Source organism: Qipengyuania sp. RANM35 (genome assembly GCF_041021145.2).
GTDB classification, from domain to species: Bacteria; Pseudomonadota; Alphaproteobacteria; order Sphingomonadales; family Sphingomonadaceae; genus Qipengyuania; species Qipengyuania soli.
In genome coordinates, this window is the sequence record NZ_CM196433.1 from 2,477,543 (window position 1) to 2,491,801 (window position 14,259).

A 14,259-nucleotide genomic window follows, 5' to 3' on the forward strand; every position below is an offset into this window, starting at 1 on the left:
TCCCGAAGCGGGCGCGTCAGTACTTGAGCTGGCGCTCGTAAAGATCGCGGTAATGCTGGATGCGCGTAACGCGCAGGCCCTGCATGCCGGAGCGATCGACGGCGCGTTGCCAGGAGGCGAACTCTTCGAGGCTGAGGCTGTAACGCTCAAGAACCTCGTCGATCGACAGCAGCCCGCCGTTGACCGCGGCAACCACCTCGGCCTTGCGGCGCACGACCCAGCGCTTGGTGCCCGGCGACGGCAGGTCGGCGAGCGTCAACGGCTCCCCGAGCGGGCCAATCACCTGTGCAGGGCGGATATCCTGGTTCTCAATCATTCTTTCTCTCGATCGCCATGCACCGCATCACTTGCGGCTGACCCGAGGCCTAAACCCGTGGCTTTTCCATGACCTGAAGCTTCATGGTTACCCGGGCATTTACCCTTTTCATTCCCTTCACGGCGAACCTCGGCGAATGCGCCGAAGCCGGCCTCGATACGCGCAAACTCCTCGCGAAGATCGCGAGTCGCGGCGATGCGGGCAACGAGATCCGTCCACTGGAAACGGCGCAAATCCGCGCCATCCCGCGTGTCCGGGAACCCTGCCCTGTTGAAATGCCCCTCGTACATTCGACTGTGGATAACAGCGCATGGTGAACGATCCGTAAAACATCGCATACGGCGCTGGGCACTGCCCTCTGGTGGCAAGCCCCCTGCCCGTGTATGGGCGCGCCATGCCCACCACCGCAGAACTTTCCCCGGCCGCCGCCGCGGCGCTGTTCGACCTTCCGCGTCCGGCGGAAGAGTGCCGGATCGTGGTCGCCATGTCTGGCGGGGTGGACAGTTCCGTCGTTGCAGCACTCGCGGCACGCAGCGGAGCCGAAGTCATCGGGGTGACCCTCCAGCTTTACGATTACGGCGCAGCGACCGGCCGAAAGGGGGCCTGCTGCGCGGGCGACGATATCCGCGATGCACGCGACGTCGCCGAACGCCTGGGCATCGCGCATTACGTCCACGACCATGAAAGCGCCTTTCGCGAGGAGGTGGTCGAAGGATTCGCCGATGCTTACCTTGCAGGCCAGACGCCTGTCCCCTGCATCCGCTGCAACATGGGGCCCAAGTTCACCGACATGTTCGCCATGGCGCGGGAGCTGGGTGCGGATTGCCTCGCAACGGGCCACTACGTTCGCCGGGTGATGGGCGCGACCGGCCCCGAACTGCATCGGGCGCTCGATCCCGCGCGCGACCAGTCCTATTTCCTCTATGCGACCACGGAAGAACAGCTCGCGTTCCTGCGCTTCCCGCTGGGGGGACTTCCCAAGGACGAGGTGCGTGCGCTGGCGGCGGCAGCAGGCCTGCGCAATGCCGACAAGCCCGACAGCCAGGACATTTGCTTCGTCCCCGACGGAGACTACGCGAAGATCGTCACCAAGATGCGGCCCGAAGGCGTGCGCCCGGGCAAGATCGTCCATGCTGCAACCGGCGAGGAACTGGGCGAACATCGCGGGGTGATTCACTTTACCGTCGGTCAGCGGCGCGGGCTCGAGATTGGCGGCCAGCCGGAACCGCTTTACGTCATTGGCATCGATGCCGAAGCTGCCGAGGTCCGCGTCGGCCCCAAGCGCATGCTCGCGGTCGAATCGGCCCGGATCATCGAAACGAATCGCATCGGGCCGCTGCCTGACGCCCCGCTGACCGCCAAGGTCCGCAGCCTCGCCAAGCCTGTTCCGGTTGTTCTCGACGGTCCTCTCGGCGACAATGCCGCCACTACGATCCGCTTCGTCCAGCCCGAATACGGCGTGGCCCCCGGCCAGGCGGCGGTCATCTATGCTGGAGAGCGCGTGGTCGGCGGAGGCTGGATCGCATCGACCGGGGGTGTGGCCGGCTGATCAGCCCTCCCACGGCTGGAGGACGCAGCCATACCCTTCGCGATAGAATGCCGTGTCCGAGGCAACCAGCGGCACCGAAGCGGTTACGCTCTTCGCCTCTTCGTCTGCGCTGAAGCGCACGAATTCCATGCCCTCCAGCTTGTCCTTGGCACAGTCGCTCATGCTTCGCCCCTCGATGAAGCGGCACGAGCAGGCGACATGCGCGCCATAGGCCGTCCCGGCGGCGACAGTGCGGCGCACACCCTCGCCATAGAACACCCAGGCAGCCCCGCCGATGGCGAGAGCGATGAGTGCGAGCCACAGCCAGATACGCGTTTTGCCGGAGCTGGTTTTGGCCGTTGCCAAGCGGGATTCCTTCGTGCGAGTGACGCCGCATGTCCCAGCGGTCCGCCCCCCTTATCGCGCTTCTCATTGCTGCCACAAGCCTTGCTTCCTGCGGTTCGTCGGGTCCCGCCGAATTGCCACCGCTCAGTGAAGAGGCGCTCGCTGCGGTGACGCAGGATGCCGGTGCGCCCAAGGATCAACTGGCCCGCCAGGTGGACGAAGTCTTCACCGGCGAAGGCGTAGGCGAGACGCGAGCGCTGGTCGTCATGCATGGCGGCAAGATCGCTGCGGAGCGCTATGCCGAGGGCTACGACAAGGACACCCGCTTCGTCAGCTGGTCGATGGCCAAGACGGTCACCGCGGTGATGATCGGCATGCTCGTGGCCGACGGACAGCTGCGGCTCGATGCGCCGGCTCCGGTTCCGCGCTGGCAGCGTCCCGGTGACCCGCGGGCGGAAATCACCCTGCGCCAACTGCTCCAGATGAGGTCGGGCCTCGAACATACCGAGGCAGGCGATCCGCCTTACGAAAGCGGCGAGGTTCGCATGCTCTTCCTCGACGGACGTGACGACATGGCCGACTATGCAACGGCCCAGCCGCTCGAGGCGGAGCCCGGCTCGAAGTTCGAATATTCGTCCAATACCACCGTCATCCTTGCCGACATCGCCGCACGCGCACTGACGGGCAGCAAGGATCCCGAAACCCGGCGCAAGGCTGTGGCCGACTTCCTCCATTCCCGCCTGTTCGGACCGCTCGGCATGACCTCTGCAGTGCCGGAGTTCGACGCTTCGGGCACGTTGATCGGGGGCAGCCTGATCCATGCAACGGCACGCGACTGGGCCAAGTTCGGCGAAATGTTGCGCAACAAGGGTTCGTATCGCGGCGAACAGCTGGTCCCGCGCGCCTGGGTCGAGGAAATGGTCAAGCCCAGCCCCAAATCCCCGCATTACGGCCTGCAAACCTGGCTCAACCGACCTTTGCCCGATGGCGAGGAACACCCGCTCTTCCCCGACCGGGCGCCGCACAGCGCCTTCGCGATGATCGGCCATATGGGCCAGTACGTCTTCGTGTCGCCGAGTCAGAAACTCACGGTGGTAAGGCTCGGTCATTCGGACGCGCCGCAGCGCAAGGCGATGCTCCAGCAACTGGCCGACGTTATCGACCTTTACCCGGCGAGCTAGGCCATGGGATACTTGCTAGGGTTCATCGGCTTTCTGGCCTTTTGTTACGCCATTGCCGACAAAGAGCAGCTTGCTGTGGATCGGGAGCGGATCAGACCTTTCTCGATCAAGGTGTTCCTTGTGACCATGGCTTTAGCGTTGGCGATCCTGATCTACGAAGTTCTCTAGTAGAAGAATTTGCCCTCGACCACGGTCACGCAAGGACCACCAAGCGAAGCCTGGTCACCCGCACGCCGACAGGTCAGCGTCCCGCCCCGTCTGCTCGCCTGGTGCGCCGTAAAACTGTCGCGCCCCAGCCGCTCGCTCCAGAAATGGGTCAGCACGGCATGGGCCGATCCGGTCACGCTGTCCTCGTCCACGCCCCCGCCGGGTACGAAGACGCGACTTACGACATCGGTGGCACTACCGGGCGCAGTGCAGATAAACTGGTCGTTCCCGAGTTTCCCGAGCCCGCGCAGGTCAGGCGTCAGTGAGCGCACCGTCGCCTCATCCGCGAACAGGAAGACATTGTAGCGGGTATCGTTGCGCCACACGTCAAGCGGATCTGTGCCGAGCAGGGCGACGGCCTCGTCCCAGCCGCGCGGCGCGGTTTTGATGAGCGGCAGGCCGAGTTCGTAGCCCTCGCCAGCCTTGCGCACTTCGAGAATGCCCGCATGGCGCGTACGGAAAGTCACGCGGTCGCCTCCGTCCCGCCCGAGCAGGACATGCCCGCTGGCGAGCGTCGCATGGCCGCACAGCCGGACTTCCTCGGTTGGGGTGAACCAGCGCAGTTCCCAGTCCGCCGCACCGCTCGCATCACGGATGACGAAGGCGGTTTCGGCGAACATGTTTTCTTCGGCAATGGCCAGCAGTGTCGCGTCGTCGAGCCAGGCTTCGAGTGGCATCACCGCTGCCTGGTTCCCTGCGAAGGGGCGGTCGGCAAAGGCATCGACGTGCCAGTAGGGCAATGCCCGGGTCATGCCTTGTGGTCCCCCAGCTCGGGCAAAAGTTCCTCGGCCGCTGGTCCCTCCTCGTCTATCAAGCCTTCGGGGTCGGGGTGAATGAGCACTTCGACACCGGGAAATTCCGCTTCGATGCGCGCTTCGATCTCGTCCATGATCTTGTGGACTTCGCGCAAGGGCTTCGATCCGTCCATTGCCGCGTGGAACTGCACGAAATCGACCGCCCCGGCAGTACGCGTGCGCAAGTCGTGCACCCCGCGGAGTTCGGGATGGCGTGCAAGAACGGCAAGGAATGCCTCACGCTTCTCGTCCGGCCATTCCTTGTCCATCAGGTGATCGACCGCCTCGCTCGCCGCGTGGAACGCGCCCCATGCCAGCCATGCGGCAATCCCGAGACCGAAGAGCGGGTCGGCCATGCCGAAGCCCAGGTACTGGTCGATGACCAGCGCGGCGATGACCGAGAGATTGAGGAACAGGTCCGATTCGTAATGGATGTTGTCGGTCTTGATCGCGACCGAATTGGTCTTGCGCACGACATGGCGTTGCCATGCAACTAGGCACAGGGTTGCGAGGATCGCGAAAATGGAAACGCCGATACCCTCTGCCGCAGCGGTGGTTTCTCCGCCGCTCAACAACCGCTCGACAGCGCGAAACGCAATGCCGAAAGCAGAGATCGAAATCAGCATGACTTGCACGATGGCGGCCAGTGCCTCCGCCTTGTGATGGCCGAAACGATGGTCCTCGTCGGCGGGCATGGCCGCGATCCACACGCCGATGAGCGTTGCGAGGCTGGCGACGAGGTCAAGCGCCGAGTCGGCCAGGCTCCCCAGCATCGCGGTCGAGCCAGTGCGCCAGGTCGCCCAGGTCTTGAGCGTGACCAGCACCACCGCCATCGCGATGGAGGCGAGTGCGGCCGAACGGGTCAAGGCGGCGCGATTGTCGCTCATGGATAGAGCAGCGTGTTCGACCACGCCTCCTTCTCATCATGGCGTGTGAAGAGGCGCCTGTCGTGCAGTCGGAACTCGCGGTCGCGCCAGAATTCCATCCGCCGCGGGCTCAGGCGGAAGCCCGTCCAGTGCGGCGGGCGGGGTATGTCGCCTTCCGGAAAGCGGCCCTCAAGCGCAGCAACGCGGTCGAGATAGACCTGGCGGGCGGGCAAGGGCCGCGATTGGTCGGATGCCGCAGAGCCGATCTGCGAGACGCGCGGCCGCGAGTGGAAATAGGCATCGGCCTCCACCTCGCTCACTTCGGTCAGCGGGCCTTCGATGCGAATCTGGCGGCGCAGGCTCTTCCAGTGGAACAACAGCGCGGCGCGCATGTTGGCGCGGATCTGCTCACCCTTGCGACTTTCGGCGTTGGTGTAGAACACGAAGCCATCGTGGCCGTTGCCTTTGAGGAGCACCATCCGCACCGACGGAAATCCTTCGGGCGTTGCGGTGGCCAGCGCCATCGCATTGGCATCGTTCGGCTCGCTCGCCTTGGCCTCGCCAAACCACACCTCGAACAGGGCGAAGGGATCGGTTTCGGGGATCGCGCTTTCATGGTCCATGACGAGACGCCCTAACGCCATGTCCCTCAACACGGAAGCACCATGCTTGCGCGCGCGTGCTGTTACACCTAGCTAACACGCCATGGCCGACCCCTATTCCATCCTTGGCGTTGCGCGAAATGCGACAGAAAAGGACATCAAGAGCGCCTATCGCAAGCTGGCGAAGGAGCTGCACCCTGACCGCAACACGGACAATCCCAAGGCGGCAGAGCGCTTCTCCGAAGTCACTCGCGCCTACGACCTGCTGTCGGACAAGGACAAACGCGCCCGGTTCGACCGCGGCGAGATCGATGCCGACGGAAATCCGGCGAACCCGTTCGCCGGCATGGGCGGCGGATTCGGCGGCGGAGGCGGTGGACAACGCGGTTTCCGCGCAGAGGATTTCCAGGGTTTCGGCAATGAGAGCGTGGACCTCGGCGACATTTTCGAAGGCTTGTTCGGCGGCGGCGGCGCGCGCCGCGGCGGCAGTCCGTTCGGCAGCGCCGGGCAAAGGCGTCCACCCCCTCCACCGCGCAAGGGCGCGGACATCGCCTATCGCCTGCGCGTTCCGTTTGTCGAGGCAGCGACGCTGCAGGACCAGCGAATCACCCTCGCCGACGGCAAGACGATCGACCTCAAACTGCCCAAGGGTGTCGAAACCGGCACGCAAATGCGCCTCAAGGGAAAGGGCGAACCCGGCCCCGGCGGAGCTGGCGACGGCCTCGTGACCATCGACATCGACAAGCATCGCTTGTTCAAGCGGGATGGCAACGACGTGCGCTGCGACCTTCCGATCACACTCGACGAGGCGCTCAACGGCGGGAAGATTCGCGTACCGACTGTCGACGGGCCGGTGATGATGACCGTCAAGCCGGGTACCCATGGCGGGACTGTCCTGCGCCTCAAGGGGAAGGGCTTCAGCCGCAAGGATGGCACGCGCGGAGACCAGCTGGTCACGCTGGAAATCCAGCTGCCTGAAAATCTCGATGAACTTGCCAAGCGGCTCGAGGGGTGGAAGGACGAAGGGAACCCGAGGGCAGACCTGGGAGCCTGACCGTTTGACCAAGCACGAACTCCCGGCACCGGCAGAGCGGGAAATCCACTCGCTCTCGCCAGAGGCGCGCAGGGAAGAGGCGCGGCACCTTCGCGGGCGGATCGAGTACCACGTCGGTCCCGGGACCCGGGCCTGGAACGTGGCCAAGCGTACCATCGTCGGCACGTACAACGACGGTTTCATCCACGCGGGCAACCTTGCCTACCTCGCCATGCTGGCGATCTTCCCGTTCTTCATCCTGGGCGCCGCGATCTTCTCGCTGTTCGGGGAAGAGGCGGAGCGGGCGGCCATGATCAATGCCGTACTGTTCGCCCTGCCACCCGTCGTCGGCAATGTCATCGAACCGGTCGCACGCGACGTGATCTCCGCGCGCAGCGGTTGGCTCCTGTGGGCGGGCGCGCTCGTGGCCCTGTGGACCGTTGGCAGCCTTGTCGAAACCATTCGCGACATCTTGCGCCGGGCCTATGGCACCCACCCGACCCATGCCTTCTGGAAATACCGCCTGTTCTCTTCGGGCGTGATCCTGGCGGCCGTGATGCTTCTGATGCTGTCGCTCATCGCGCAGGTTGTGATCGGCACAGCGCAGGAAGTGATCGAAGCCTACTTCCCGCAATTGGTCGACCACGTTTCCGACCTGCGGCTGACACGCATAGTTCCCGCACTCGGCCTGTTCGGCTCGCTCTACCTGATCTTCTACACGCTGACCCCGTCCAAATACCGCAGGCGTCGCTATCCCAAATGGCCCGGCGTATTGCTGACCACCTTGTGGTGGATCGCCGTCACCACGGGCCTGCCGCCGGTATTGCGCCTCTTTTTCGCTTACGATCTTACCTACGGCGGGCTGGCGGGCGTGATGATCGCGCTGTTCTTTTTCTGGCTTGTCGGGCTCGGTGTGGTTATCGGCGCGGAACTCAACGCGGCCCTGGCCGAAACGCCCGAGGAAGAGATGAACTTCGTCGGGCAGGCGGATGATCGCCGCCGCGCCGCGCTGAAACGTGAAATCGAGGAGGAAGATACGGCATGGTCGGACTGATGGCAGGCAAGCGTGGCCTGATCATGGGCCTCGCCAACGACAAGTCGCTGGCCTGGGGCATCGCGCAGCAGCTACGCGAGCATGGTGCGGAACTCGCATTCTCATTCCAGGGAGAGGCGCTGAAGAAGCGCGTGGCGCCGCTGGCCGAGCAGCTCGGCAGCGATTTCCTGATCGAATGCGACGTGTCCGACATGGGCGCGCTCGACGCCGCCTTCGATGCACTCAAGGCGCGGTGGGACACGATCGACTTCGTAGTCCACGCGATCGGCTTTTCCGACAAGAACGAATTGCGCGGGAAGTATGTCGACACCAGTCTCGACAACTTCCTGATGACGATGAACATTTCGGCCTACTCGCTCGTCGCGGTGGCGCAGCGCGCGGCGGCGATGATGCCGAATGGCGGTTCGATCCTGACGCTGACCTATTACGGCGCGGAGAAGGTCATCCCGCATTACAACGTCATGGGCGTTGCCAAGGCGGCACTGGAAACCAGCGTGAAGTATCTCGCGAACGACCTTGGTCCGCAGAACATCCGCGTCAATGCGATCAGCGCCGGGCCGATCAAGACTCTGGCCGCCAGCGGGATCGGCGACTTCCGCTACATCCTCAAGTGGAACGAATACAACTCGCCGCTACGTCGCAATGTCACCATCGAGGACGTTGGCGGATCGGGTCTCTATTTCCTGTCGGACCTGTCATCGGGCGTGACCGGGGAAACGCACCACGTGGATGCTGGCTACCATGTCGTCGGCATGAAGCAGGAAGACGCGCCCGATATCGCGCTCGACAAGGGCTGACCCTTAGTGGTCAGGCCACGTCCGGCCAGATGCCGCGCGTGTCGTAGACCGCCTTGTTGGCACGTTCCTCGGGCGGGATGACCTTGAAGACATCGTGATCGACGAGCGGGATCAGCACGCCGCATTCCTCGAGCGCGGTGTCGATGTCGACAAGTTCCGCACCCGTTCCCTCGAACTCCTTGGGCAATCCGCCCGCATAGGGCTCGACCACCTGTACTCTTTCGCCGAATTCGCGCGCGAGCGAGGCGGCGACATAGCGTGCCGGTGACTCGCGGAAGTCGTCGATGTTCGCCTTGAAAGCTAGACCGAGGCAGGCGATCTTCGCACCGGGATTGACCTCGACAAGTGCCTTCGCGCGGGCGAGCACATGATGCATCTTGGCATCGTTGGTCTCGCGCGCCTGGCGGATGATCTTCGCTTCTTCGGGAGCGCCGTGGACGATGAACCACGGATCGACCGCAATGCAGTGTCCGCCCACACCGGGTCCCGGGGTGAGGATGTTCACGCGAGGGTGGCGATTGGCGAGACGAATGACTTCCCACACGTCGAGCCCCTGCCGGTCGGCAATCATCGAAAGCTCGTTTGCAAAGGCGATATTCACGTCGCGGAAGGCGTTTTCGACCAGCTTGGTCATCTCCGCACTGCGCGCATCGGTCGTGACGCATTCGCCCTTCACGAAGCGTTTGTAGAAGGCGAGCGCTTTTCGCGCACAGCGCGGGGTGATGCCTCCGATCGAGCGGTCGTTATGCGTCAGCTCCTCGAGGATCTTGCCGGGCAGGACGCGCTCCGGGCAATAGGCGAGGCTCACATCGGGCTGGCCGTCGGTAAGTCCGGGCATGGCGAGGTCGGGGCGTGCCGCCGCGATTGCGTCGCGCATCGCTTCGGTCGTGCCGACGGGCGAGGTCGATTCGAGGATCACCGTATCGCCCTTCTTGAGGACGCTGGCGACTTTCTCCGCCGCGGCCATGACGTAGCTCGTGTCTGGCGTGTGATTGCCGTCCTTGGCGAAGGGCGTCGGTACGGCAATCACGAACACGTCGGCAGGCGAAATCTCGGTCGAGGCACGCAGCAGCCCGCGTTGGACGACCGCCTGGACCAATCCGTCGAGATCGACCTCCTCGATATGGATTTCGCCGCGATTGATCGTCTCGACAACGCGCTCGGAGACATCGACGCCGAGCACGGGGCAGCCTGCACGCGCTATGATAGCCGCCGTAGGAAGACCGATATAGCCGAGGCCGATAACGCAGACGTCGGGCTTGGTGTCACCGCGCATGAAAGTCGTGTCCCTGAAACCGTTTCGCCCAGGCTCTAGCGCCTGTCGGTAAATTTAACAGTAACTCTATCGATCAACCGGCAAGCAGGTCGCAAATCCGCTGCGCAGAGTGGCCATCACCGAACGGATTGTGGGCCCGTGCCATGGCCGCATAGGCTTGCTCGTCGTCGAGCAGGCGGAAGGTCTCGCGGACGATGGTGTCCGCATCGGTTCCAACCAGTTTGGCGGTTCCCGCCTCGACACCCTCGGGCCGCTCGGTGGTCTCGCGCATCACCAGTACCGGCTTGCCCAGTGCGGGCGCCTCCTCCTGCACACCGCCGCTGTCGGTCAGCATCAGATGCGCGATGTCGAGCAGCCGGGCGAAGTGCGGGTAGTCGAGGGGTTCGATCAGGGCGACATTGTCGAGACCGGCCAGTTCGGCGTTCATGACTTGCCTTACGTTGGGGTTGAGGTGCACCGGAAAAATAACCGCAACGTCATCTCTGGATGCAATTTGCCTAACCGCATTGGCAATATTCTGCATCCCCTCGCCAAAGTTCTCGCGGCGGTGACTGGTCATCCCGATGATGCGCTTGCCGGCAAACCGCTGCTCCAGTTCGGACAGGCCCCGCGCAAGTTGGGGTTCACGCGTCACTTTCTCGCTGACCCAGTGGAGCGCATCGATGACCGTATTGCCGGTTACATGGACAGTCGCCGGATCGACGTTCTCGCGCAGCAGGGCATCCCGCGCCGTCTCGGTAGGGGTGCAATGCAGCGCTGCGAAGGTCCCGACGACGCGCCGATTCACCTCTTCGGGCCACGGATGATGGATGTCGCCGCTGCGCAGCCCCGCCTCCACATGGCATACGGGAATCTTGCGGTAATAGGCGGCGATGGCACCGGCCATCACCGTTGTCGTGTCCCCCTGCACCACCACCCAGTCGGGCTGTTCGGCATCGAGCACCTTGCCGATTTCGACCAAGGCTCGTGCGGTCAGCGCATCGAGCGTCTGGCCCGGCGTCATCAGGTCGAGGTCGTGGTCCGGGACGATCTCTGCGATCGCCAGCACTTGGTCGAGCATCGCGCGGTGCTGTGCCGAAACGCAGACCCGGCTGTCGAAGCGCGGGTCGGCCTCCAGCGCATGGACCAGCGGAAACAGCTTGATGGCCTCGGGGCGGGTCCCGAAAACGGTAAGGATCTTGCGCGGCGCACTCATGCGCGCGCTTTAGCCGCAATTGGTTAATCGACGATAGACGACGGTCAGCCTTCGGGGCTCGGCAGCGGCTCCGCTTCGATGGTGGGCGTCTCGCCCGACCGCTCGCGTTCAAGGCGCTCCATGTACTCGCGCTCGATCATCTCGACGCGTTCCTGCTCTTCGCGCGCTGCCTCGTCGACGCCCTCGAGCCGTTCGGCACGCGCCTGGTTGACCAGTGCGCTGAAGCGCACTTCGGAGCCCTGCGCCTTGTCGGCATAGGCGTTGGCGATCATTTCCTGGGTGCAGCCGGTGAAGCCGCCTGCGCCGACCGGGGTACAGGACATGGTGCCGAACTTGCCGACCATTTCCAGCCGCTCGACACGCTGGGCCCAGGCCTGGCCTTCGGGGCTGTCGGAGAAACGCAGGCGTTCGGGAATCCGGTACCGCTCCTGCTCGGCCTTGCGAGCACAGACCACGATCTGGTCGCTGGTGCTTTGCGGGCAGACATCGTCGCCATAGACGATGACCATGTTGTAGCTGTCATCCGGGGTTTCGACGGGCTGCTGCGCCATTGCCGGCGCTGCGGCACCGAGGGCGATGACGGCGATCAGCGGCAGGGACTTCGACATGGTAACCTCTCGAAACTCTATCGGGCGGCATCTGGCGCCTTGCCCGGTGAACTCTCCATGAAGCGCGCAAAGGCGCTCCGGCGTTCCCGTCAAATCCTCTCGGAGAGCCGGATTGCCGCGCGGCAGCCGAGCCGGATGAGGCCCGAAAGCACGGGATAGGCCGGCGCACGCTCCGCTCCGGCAGCCATGGCTGCATCGCGATGCTCACGTTCGTCCTCGCGGAATTCCTCGATCATTGCGGCGAGCTCGGGGTCCTCCCCGCTTTCGTGCAACTCATCGAGCTGGCGCGAATAGTGGTCGTCTATTTCAGTCTCGATCGCCGCCGTACAGGCCATCGCCGCTTCGGGTCCGATCAGGGCAGTTACGGCTCCCAAAGCGAATCCAGCGCGGCCCCAAAAAGGTTGCAGCGCGGTGGGGCGCACGCCGCGGCGCGCCATCAGTGCATCGAACTTCTCGCGATGCCCCGCTTCCTGCTCCGCCATGCCTGCGATTTCGGCCGAGTGCGGACCGCGATTGCCCATCACGGCGAGCTGGCCCGCATAAATGCGCGTTGCTCCAAATTCCCCGGCCTGGTCGACGCGGATCATCCGGGCGATGTGATCGGGAGCCTTGCTCATGCCTTCGCATCCTTGCGAAGAAGGACCAGCACCACAAACGCCGAAACTGTCGAGATCAGGAAATTGTACCCGGCGAGGCTGATTCCGAAGAGCGTCCAGGCAGGTTCGTCGCAGCGCACCAATGGGGTGTTCATGATATCCTCGAGCGCGTTACCGCTGCTCTCGCTGAAAATGGCCGCGCAGGAGGTAATCCCGGGCCACCAGCCGTATTCCACTCCGGCGTGGAAGAACCCTATCAAGCCCGAGGTAAGGATCGCCAGGGCAGCCAGTGCCGTCAGGACTTTGCGCGGTTCGGTCACAAAGGCGAGCGCGGCCAGAGCCACGGCGGCGAAATGGGGCCAGCGCTGCCACCAGCACATTTCGCACGGGTACAGGCCGAAACCGTATTGCGAGATATAGGCGCCGCCGAGCAGCAGCCCCGGTATCGCCAGCGCAATCATGCGCGCCAGTCGCGAGTTGGGCGAAAGCGTCATGCCCCGCCGTTTAGCCTACTTGGCGCGCGCGGCAACCTTGTTCGGCGATGTCCGGCGCAGCGTCTCCAGTGCATAGTGAAGCTGGAAGTCCTTGATGCCCTTGGCCTCGAGCTGTTCGGAGGTGAACTGGAAGCGCGGATCCTCACGCAAGTCCTTCTCCATCGCCTCGTCTGCCAGACCTGCTTCATTCAGCAGGTGCCCGCGCAGGTCGCTTTCCCGCATCACGAACTTCGAACGCTTGGCGAGATCCGGATCGGAGAGCTGCGGCACGGTGATGTCGGGCTTGATGCCGCCCTCTTGCACCGAATGGCCCGAAGGCGTGTAGTAGCGCGCAGTCGTCAGCTTGAGCGCCGCGTCGCGGCCCAACGGCAGCAGCGACTGGACGCTACCCTTGCCGAAGCTGCGTTCGCCCATGATGACCGCGCGGCGATGGTCCTGCAATGCGCCGGCGACGATTTCGGATGCCGAGGCCGAACCGGCATCGATGAGGACGATGATCGGGAGACCTTGGGCGATATCGCCGCGGAACACGGTCTCTGCGTCATAGGTGATGTTCTCGCCCCTTGCGCGACCGCGCTGCGAGACAATCTGCCCGTCGGTCAGGAAAAGGTCGGACAGCGCCACCGCCTCGTCGAGGCTTCCCCCGGGGTTGGAGCGCAGGTCGAGCACCAGCCCGTTGAGGCGTCCCGTGGCCTTGCTCTGCATGTCCTTCCAGGCCGCGAAGACGTCGCTGCCGACATCGCGCGAGAACTCGTTGACCATGATGTGGCCGATATTGCCGGCTTCGAGTTCCCAGGTCACAGGCTCGAGCTCGATCACGCCGCGCGTGACGGTCACTTCGAAGGGTTCCTCGCGACCCGTGCGGAAGATGGTCAGGCGGATGCTGGTGCCTTCCTTGCCGCGCATCTGCGCGACGGCCTCGTCGAGGCTGCCGCCGTAAATCAGCTTGCCGTCGAGATGGGTGATGTAGTCACCGGCCTTGATGCCCATCTTGTCGGCCGGGCTGCCGCGGAAGGGCGAGATGACCTTGACCGCGCCGTCTTCCATCACGACCGAGAGGCCGAGCCCGGAATAATTCCCGTCGATCATGGTTTCGAGGCGCTGGAGATCGCCACCATCGAGATAGGCCGAGTGCGGATCGAGCGAGGCAAGCATCCCGTCGATCATCCCGCGCATCAGCTTGTCGTCGTCGACCTGCTCGACATAGCTTGCCTTGATCCGCTGGTACACTGCCGCGACCTTGGCGAACTCCGGTCCTGCGCGCCCGTCGATCTGGGCGACACCCGCAGTCGTGGCGGGAATCAGGGCAACCGCCGTCACAAGGGCGGCGGAACGCAGCAAGGGGGCGAATTTCATCCGGGCAGTCT

Annotated in this window: 18 protein-coding genes; 6 read left to right on the forward strand and 12 right to left on the reverse strand. The window is 64.2% G+C overall.

What is annotated here, in order from left to right; translation table 11 throughout:
- Positions 1-16 precede the first annotated feature (16 nt).
- A complete protein-coding gene (gene sciP, locus RAM60_RS12380; protein ID WP_200981648.1) occupies positions 17-316 on the reverse strand; it encodes a CtrA inhibitor SciP in 300 nt (99 codons plus the stop codon).
- On the reverse strand, positions 313-549 hold the full coding sequence (locus RAM60_RS12385; protein ID WP_510639787.1) for a hypothetical protein: 237 nt from the start codon (positions 547-549) through the stop codon (positions 313-315). The genes sciP and RAM60_RS12385 overlap by 4 nt, the downstream gene beginning before the upstream one ends.
- A 161-nt stretch (positions 550-710) precedes the next feature.
- On the opposite strand from RAM60_RS12385, the gene mnmA reads away from it, so the two are divergent.
- On the forward strand, positions 711-1,865 hold the full coding sequence (gene mnmA / locus RAM60_RS12390; protein ID WP_369026513.1) for a tRNA 2-thiouridine(34) synthase MnmA: 1,155 nt from the start codon (positions 711-713) through the stop codon (positions 1,863-1,865).
- Here the strand turns inward: mnmA and RAM60_RS12395 are convergent, their stop codons facing one another.
- Positions 1,866-2,210, reverse strand: a complete 345-nt coding sequence (locus RAM60_RS12395; RefSeq protein WP_369026512.1) for a hypothetical protein — start codon at positions 2,208-2,210, stop codon at positions 1,866-1,868.
- A 29-nt stretch (positions 2,211-2,239) separates the two neighbouring features.
- On the opposite strand from RAM60_RS12395, the gene RAM60_RS12400 reads away from it, so the two are divergent.
- Positions 2,240-3,370: a serine hydrolase domain-containing protein gene (locus tag RAM60_RS12400; protein WP_369026511.1), complete on the forward strand. Its 1,131-nt coding sequence runs from the start codon at positions 2,240-2,242 to the stop codon at positions 3,368-3,370.
- A 3-nt stretch (positions 3,371-3,373) separates the two neighbouring features.
- Positions 3,374-3,538: a hypothetical protein gene (locus tag RAM60_RS12405; RefSeq protein ID WP_369026510.1), complete on the forward strand. Its 165-nt coding sequence runs from the start codon at positions 3,374-3,376 to the stop codon at positions 3,536-3,538.
- On the opposite strand, the gene RAM60_RS12410 is transcribed toward RAM60_RS12405, so the two are convergent.
- Genes RAM60_RS12410 through pdxH form a run of 3 tightly spaced genes read right to left on the reverse strand, consistent with a single transcriptional unit; the run spans position 3,535 to position 5,860 of the window.
- Positions 3,535-4,329 carry a PhzF family protein gene (locus RAM60_RS12410; protein WP_369026509.1) on the reverse strand — a complete coding sequence of 265 codons (795 nt, stop codon included), beginning with the start codon at positions 4,327-4,329 and terminating at the stop codon, positions 3,535-3,537. The two genes, RAM60_RS12405 and RAM60_RS12410, sit on opposite strands and share 4 nt — an antisense overlap.
- A complete protein-coding gene (locus tag RAM60_RS12415; protein ID WP_200981654.1) occupies positions 4,326-5,258 on the reverse strand; it encodes a cation diffusion facilitator family transporter in 933 nt (310 codons plus the stop codon). The genes RAM60_RS12410 and RAM60_RS12415 overlap by 4 nt, the downstream gene beginning before the upstream one ends.
- Positions 5,255-5,860 (reverse strand): pyridoxamine 5'-phosphate oxidase, encoded by a 606-nt coding sequence (pdxH, locus tag RAM60_RS12420; RefSeq protein ID WP_369026508.1) that lies wholly within the window; start codon positions 5,858-5,860, stop codon positions 5,255-5,257. Before pdxH ends, RAM60_RS12415 begins: the two co-directional genes overlap by 4 nt.
- Before the next feature lie 82 nt (positions 5,861-5,942).
- On the opposite strand from pdxH, the gene RAM60_RS12425 reads away from it, so the two are divergent.
- Genes RAM60_RS12425 through fabI form a run of 3 tightly spaced genes read left to right on the forward strand, consistent with a single transcriptional unit; the run spans position 5,943 to position 8,723 of the window.
- Positions 5,943-6,893 carry a DnaJ C-terminal domain-containing protein gene (locus RAM60_RS12425; RefSeq protein ID WP_369026507.1) on the forward strand — a complete coding sequence of 317 codons (951 nt, stop codon included), beginning with the start codon at positions 5,943-5,945 and terminating at the stop codon, positions 6,891-6,893.
- A 4-nt stretch (positions 6,894-6,897) separates the two neighbouring features.
- Complete coding sequence (locus tag RAM60_RS12430) at positions 6,898-7,926, forward strand: YihY/virulence factor BrkB family protein (protein WP_246449769.1); 1,029 nt, start codon at positions 6,898-6,900, stop codon at positions 7,924-7,926.
- Positions 7,914-8,723 (forward strand): enoyl-ACP reductase FabI, encoded by an 810-nt coding sequence (gene fabI, locus RAM60_RS12435; RefSeq protein WP_200981657.1) that lies wholly within the window; start codon positions 7,914-7,916, stop codon positions 8,721-8,723. Before RAM60_RS12430 ends, fabI begins: the two co-directional genes overlap by 13 nt.
- Positions 8,724-8,733: 10 nt before the next feature.
- Here the strand turns inward: fabI and wecC are convergent, their stop codons facing one another.
- From wecC to RAM60_RS12465, 6 genes are all read right to left on the reverse strand, one after another.
- Positions 8,734-9,999 (reverse strand): UDP-N-acetyl-D-mannosamine dehydrogenase, encoded by a 1,266-nt coding sequence (gene wecC / locus RAM60_RS12440; RefSeq protein WP_369026506.1) that lies wholly within the window; start codon positions 9,997-9,999, stop codon positions 8,734-8,736.
- A gap of 73 nt (positions 10,000-10,072) precedes the next feature.
- Positions 10,073-11,194 carry a non-hydrolyzing UDP-N-acetylglucosamine 2-epimerase gene (wecB, locus tag RAM60_RS12445; RefSeq protein ID WP_369026505.1) on the reverse strand — a complete coding sequence of 374 codons (1,122 nt, stop codon included), beginning with the start codon at positions 11,192-11,194 and terminating at the stop codon, positions 10,073-10,075.
- A 44-nt stretch (positions 11,195-11,238) separates the two neighbouring features.
- A complete protein-coding gene (locus tag RAM60_RS12450; RefSeq protein ID WP_369026504.1) occupies positions 11,239-11,802 on the reverse strand; it encodes a hypothetical protein in 564 nt (187 codons plus the stop codon).
- Between the two features lie 89 nt (positions 11,803-11,891).
- Entirely contained in the window at positions 11,892-12,419 is a 528-nt protein-coding gene (locus tag RAM60_RS12455; RefSeq protein ID WP_369026503.1) for a demethoxyubiquinone hydroxylase family protein, read from the reverse strand.
- Positions 12,416-12,892, reverse strand: a complete 477-nt coding sequence (locus RAM60_RS12460; RefSeq protein ID WP_369026502.1) for a disulfide bond formation protein B — start codon at positions 12,890-12,892, stop codon at positions 12,416-12,418. Before RAM60_RS12460 ends, RAM60_RS12455 begins: the two co-directional genes overlap by 4 nt.
- 15 nt (positions 12,893-12,907) lie before the next feature.
- Complete coding sequence (locus RAM60_RS12465) at positions 12,908-14,248, reverse strand: S41 family peptidase (protein WP_369026501.1); 1,341 nt, start codon at positions 14,246-14,248, stop codon at positions 12,908-12,910.
- Positions 14,249-14,259: the final 11 nt, after the last annotated feature.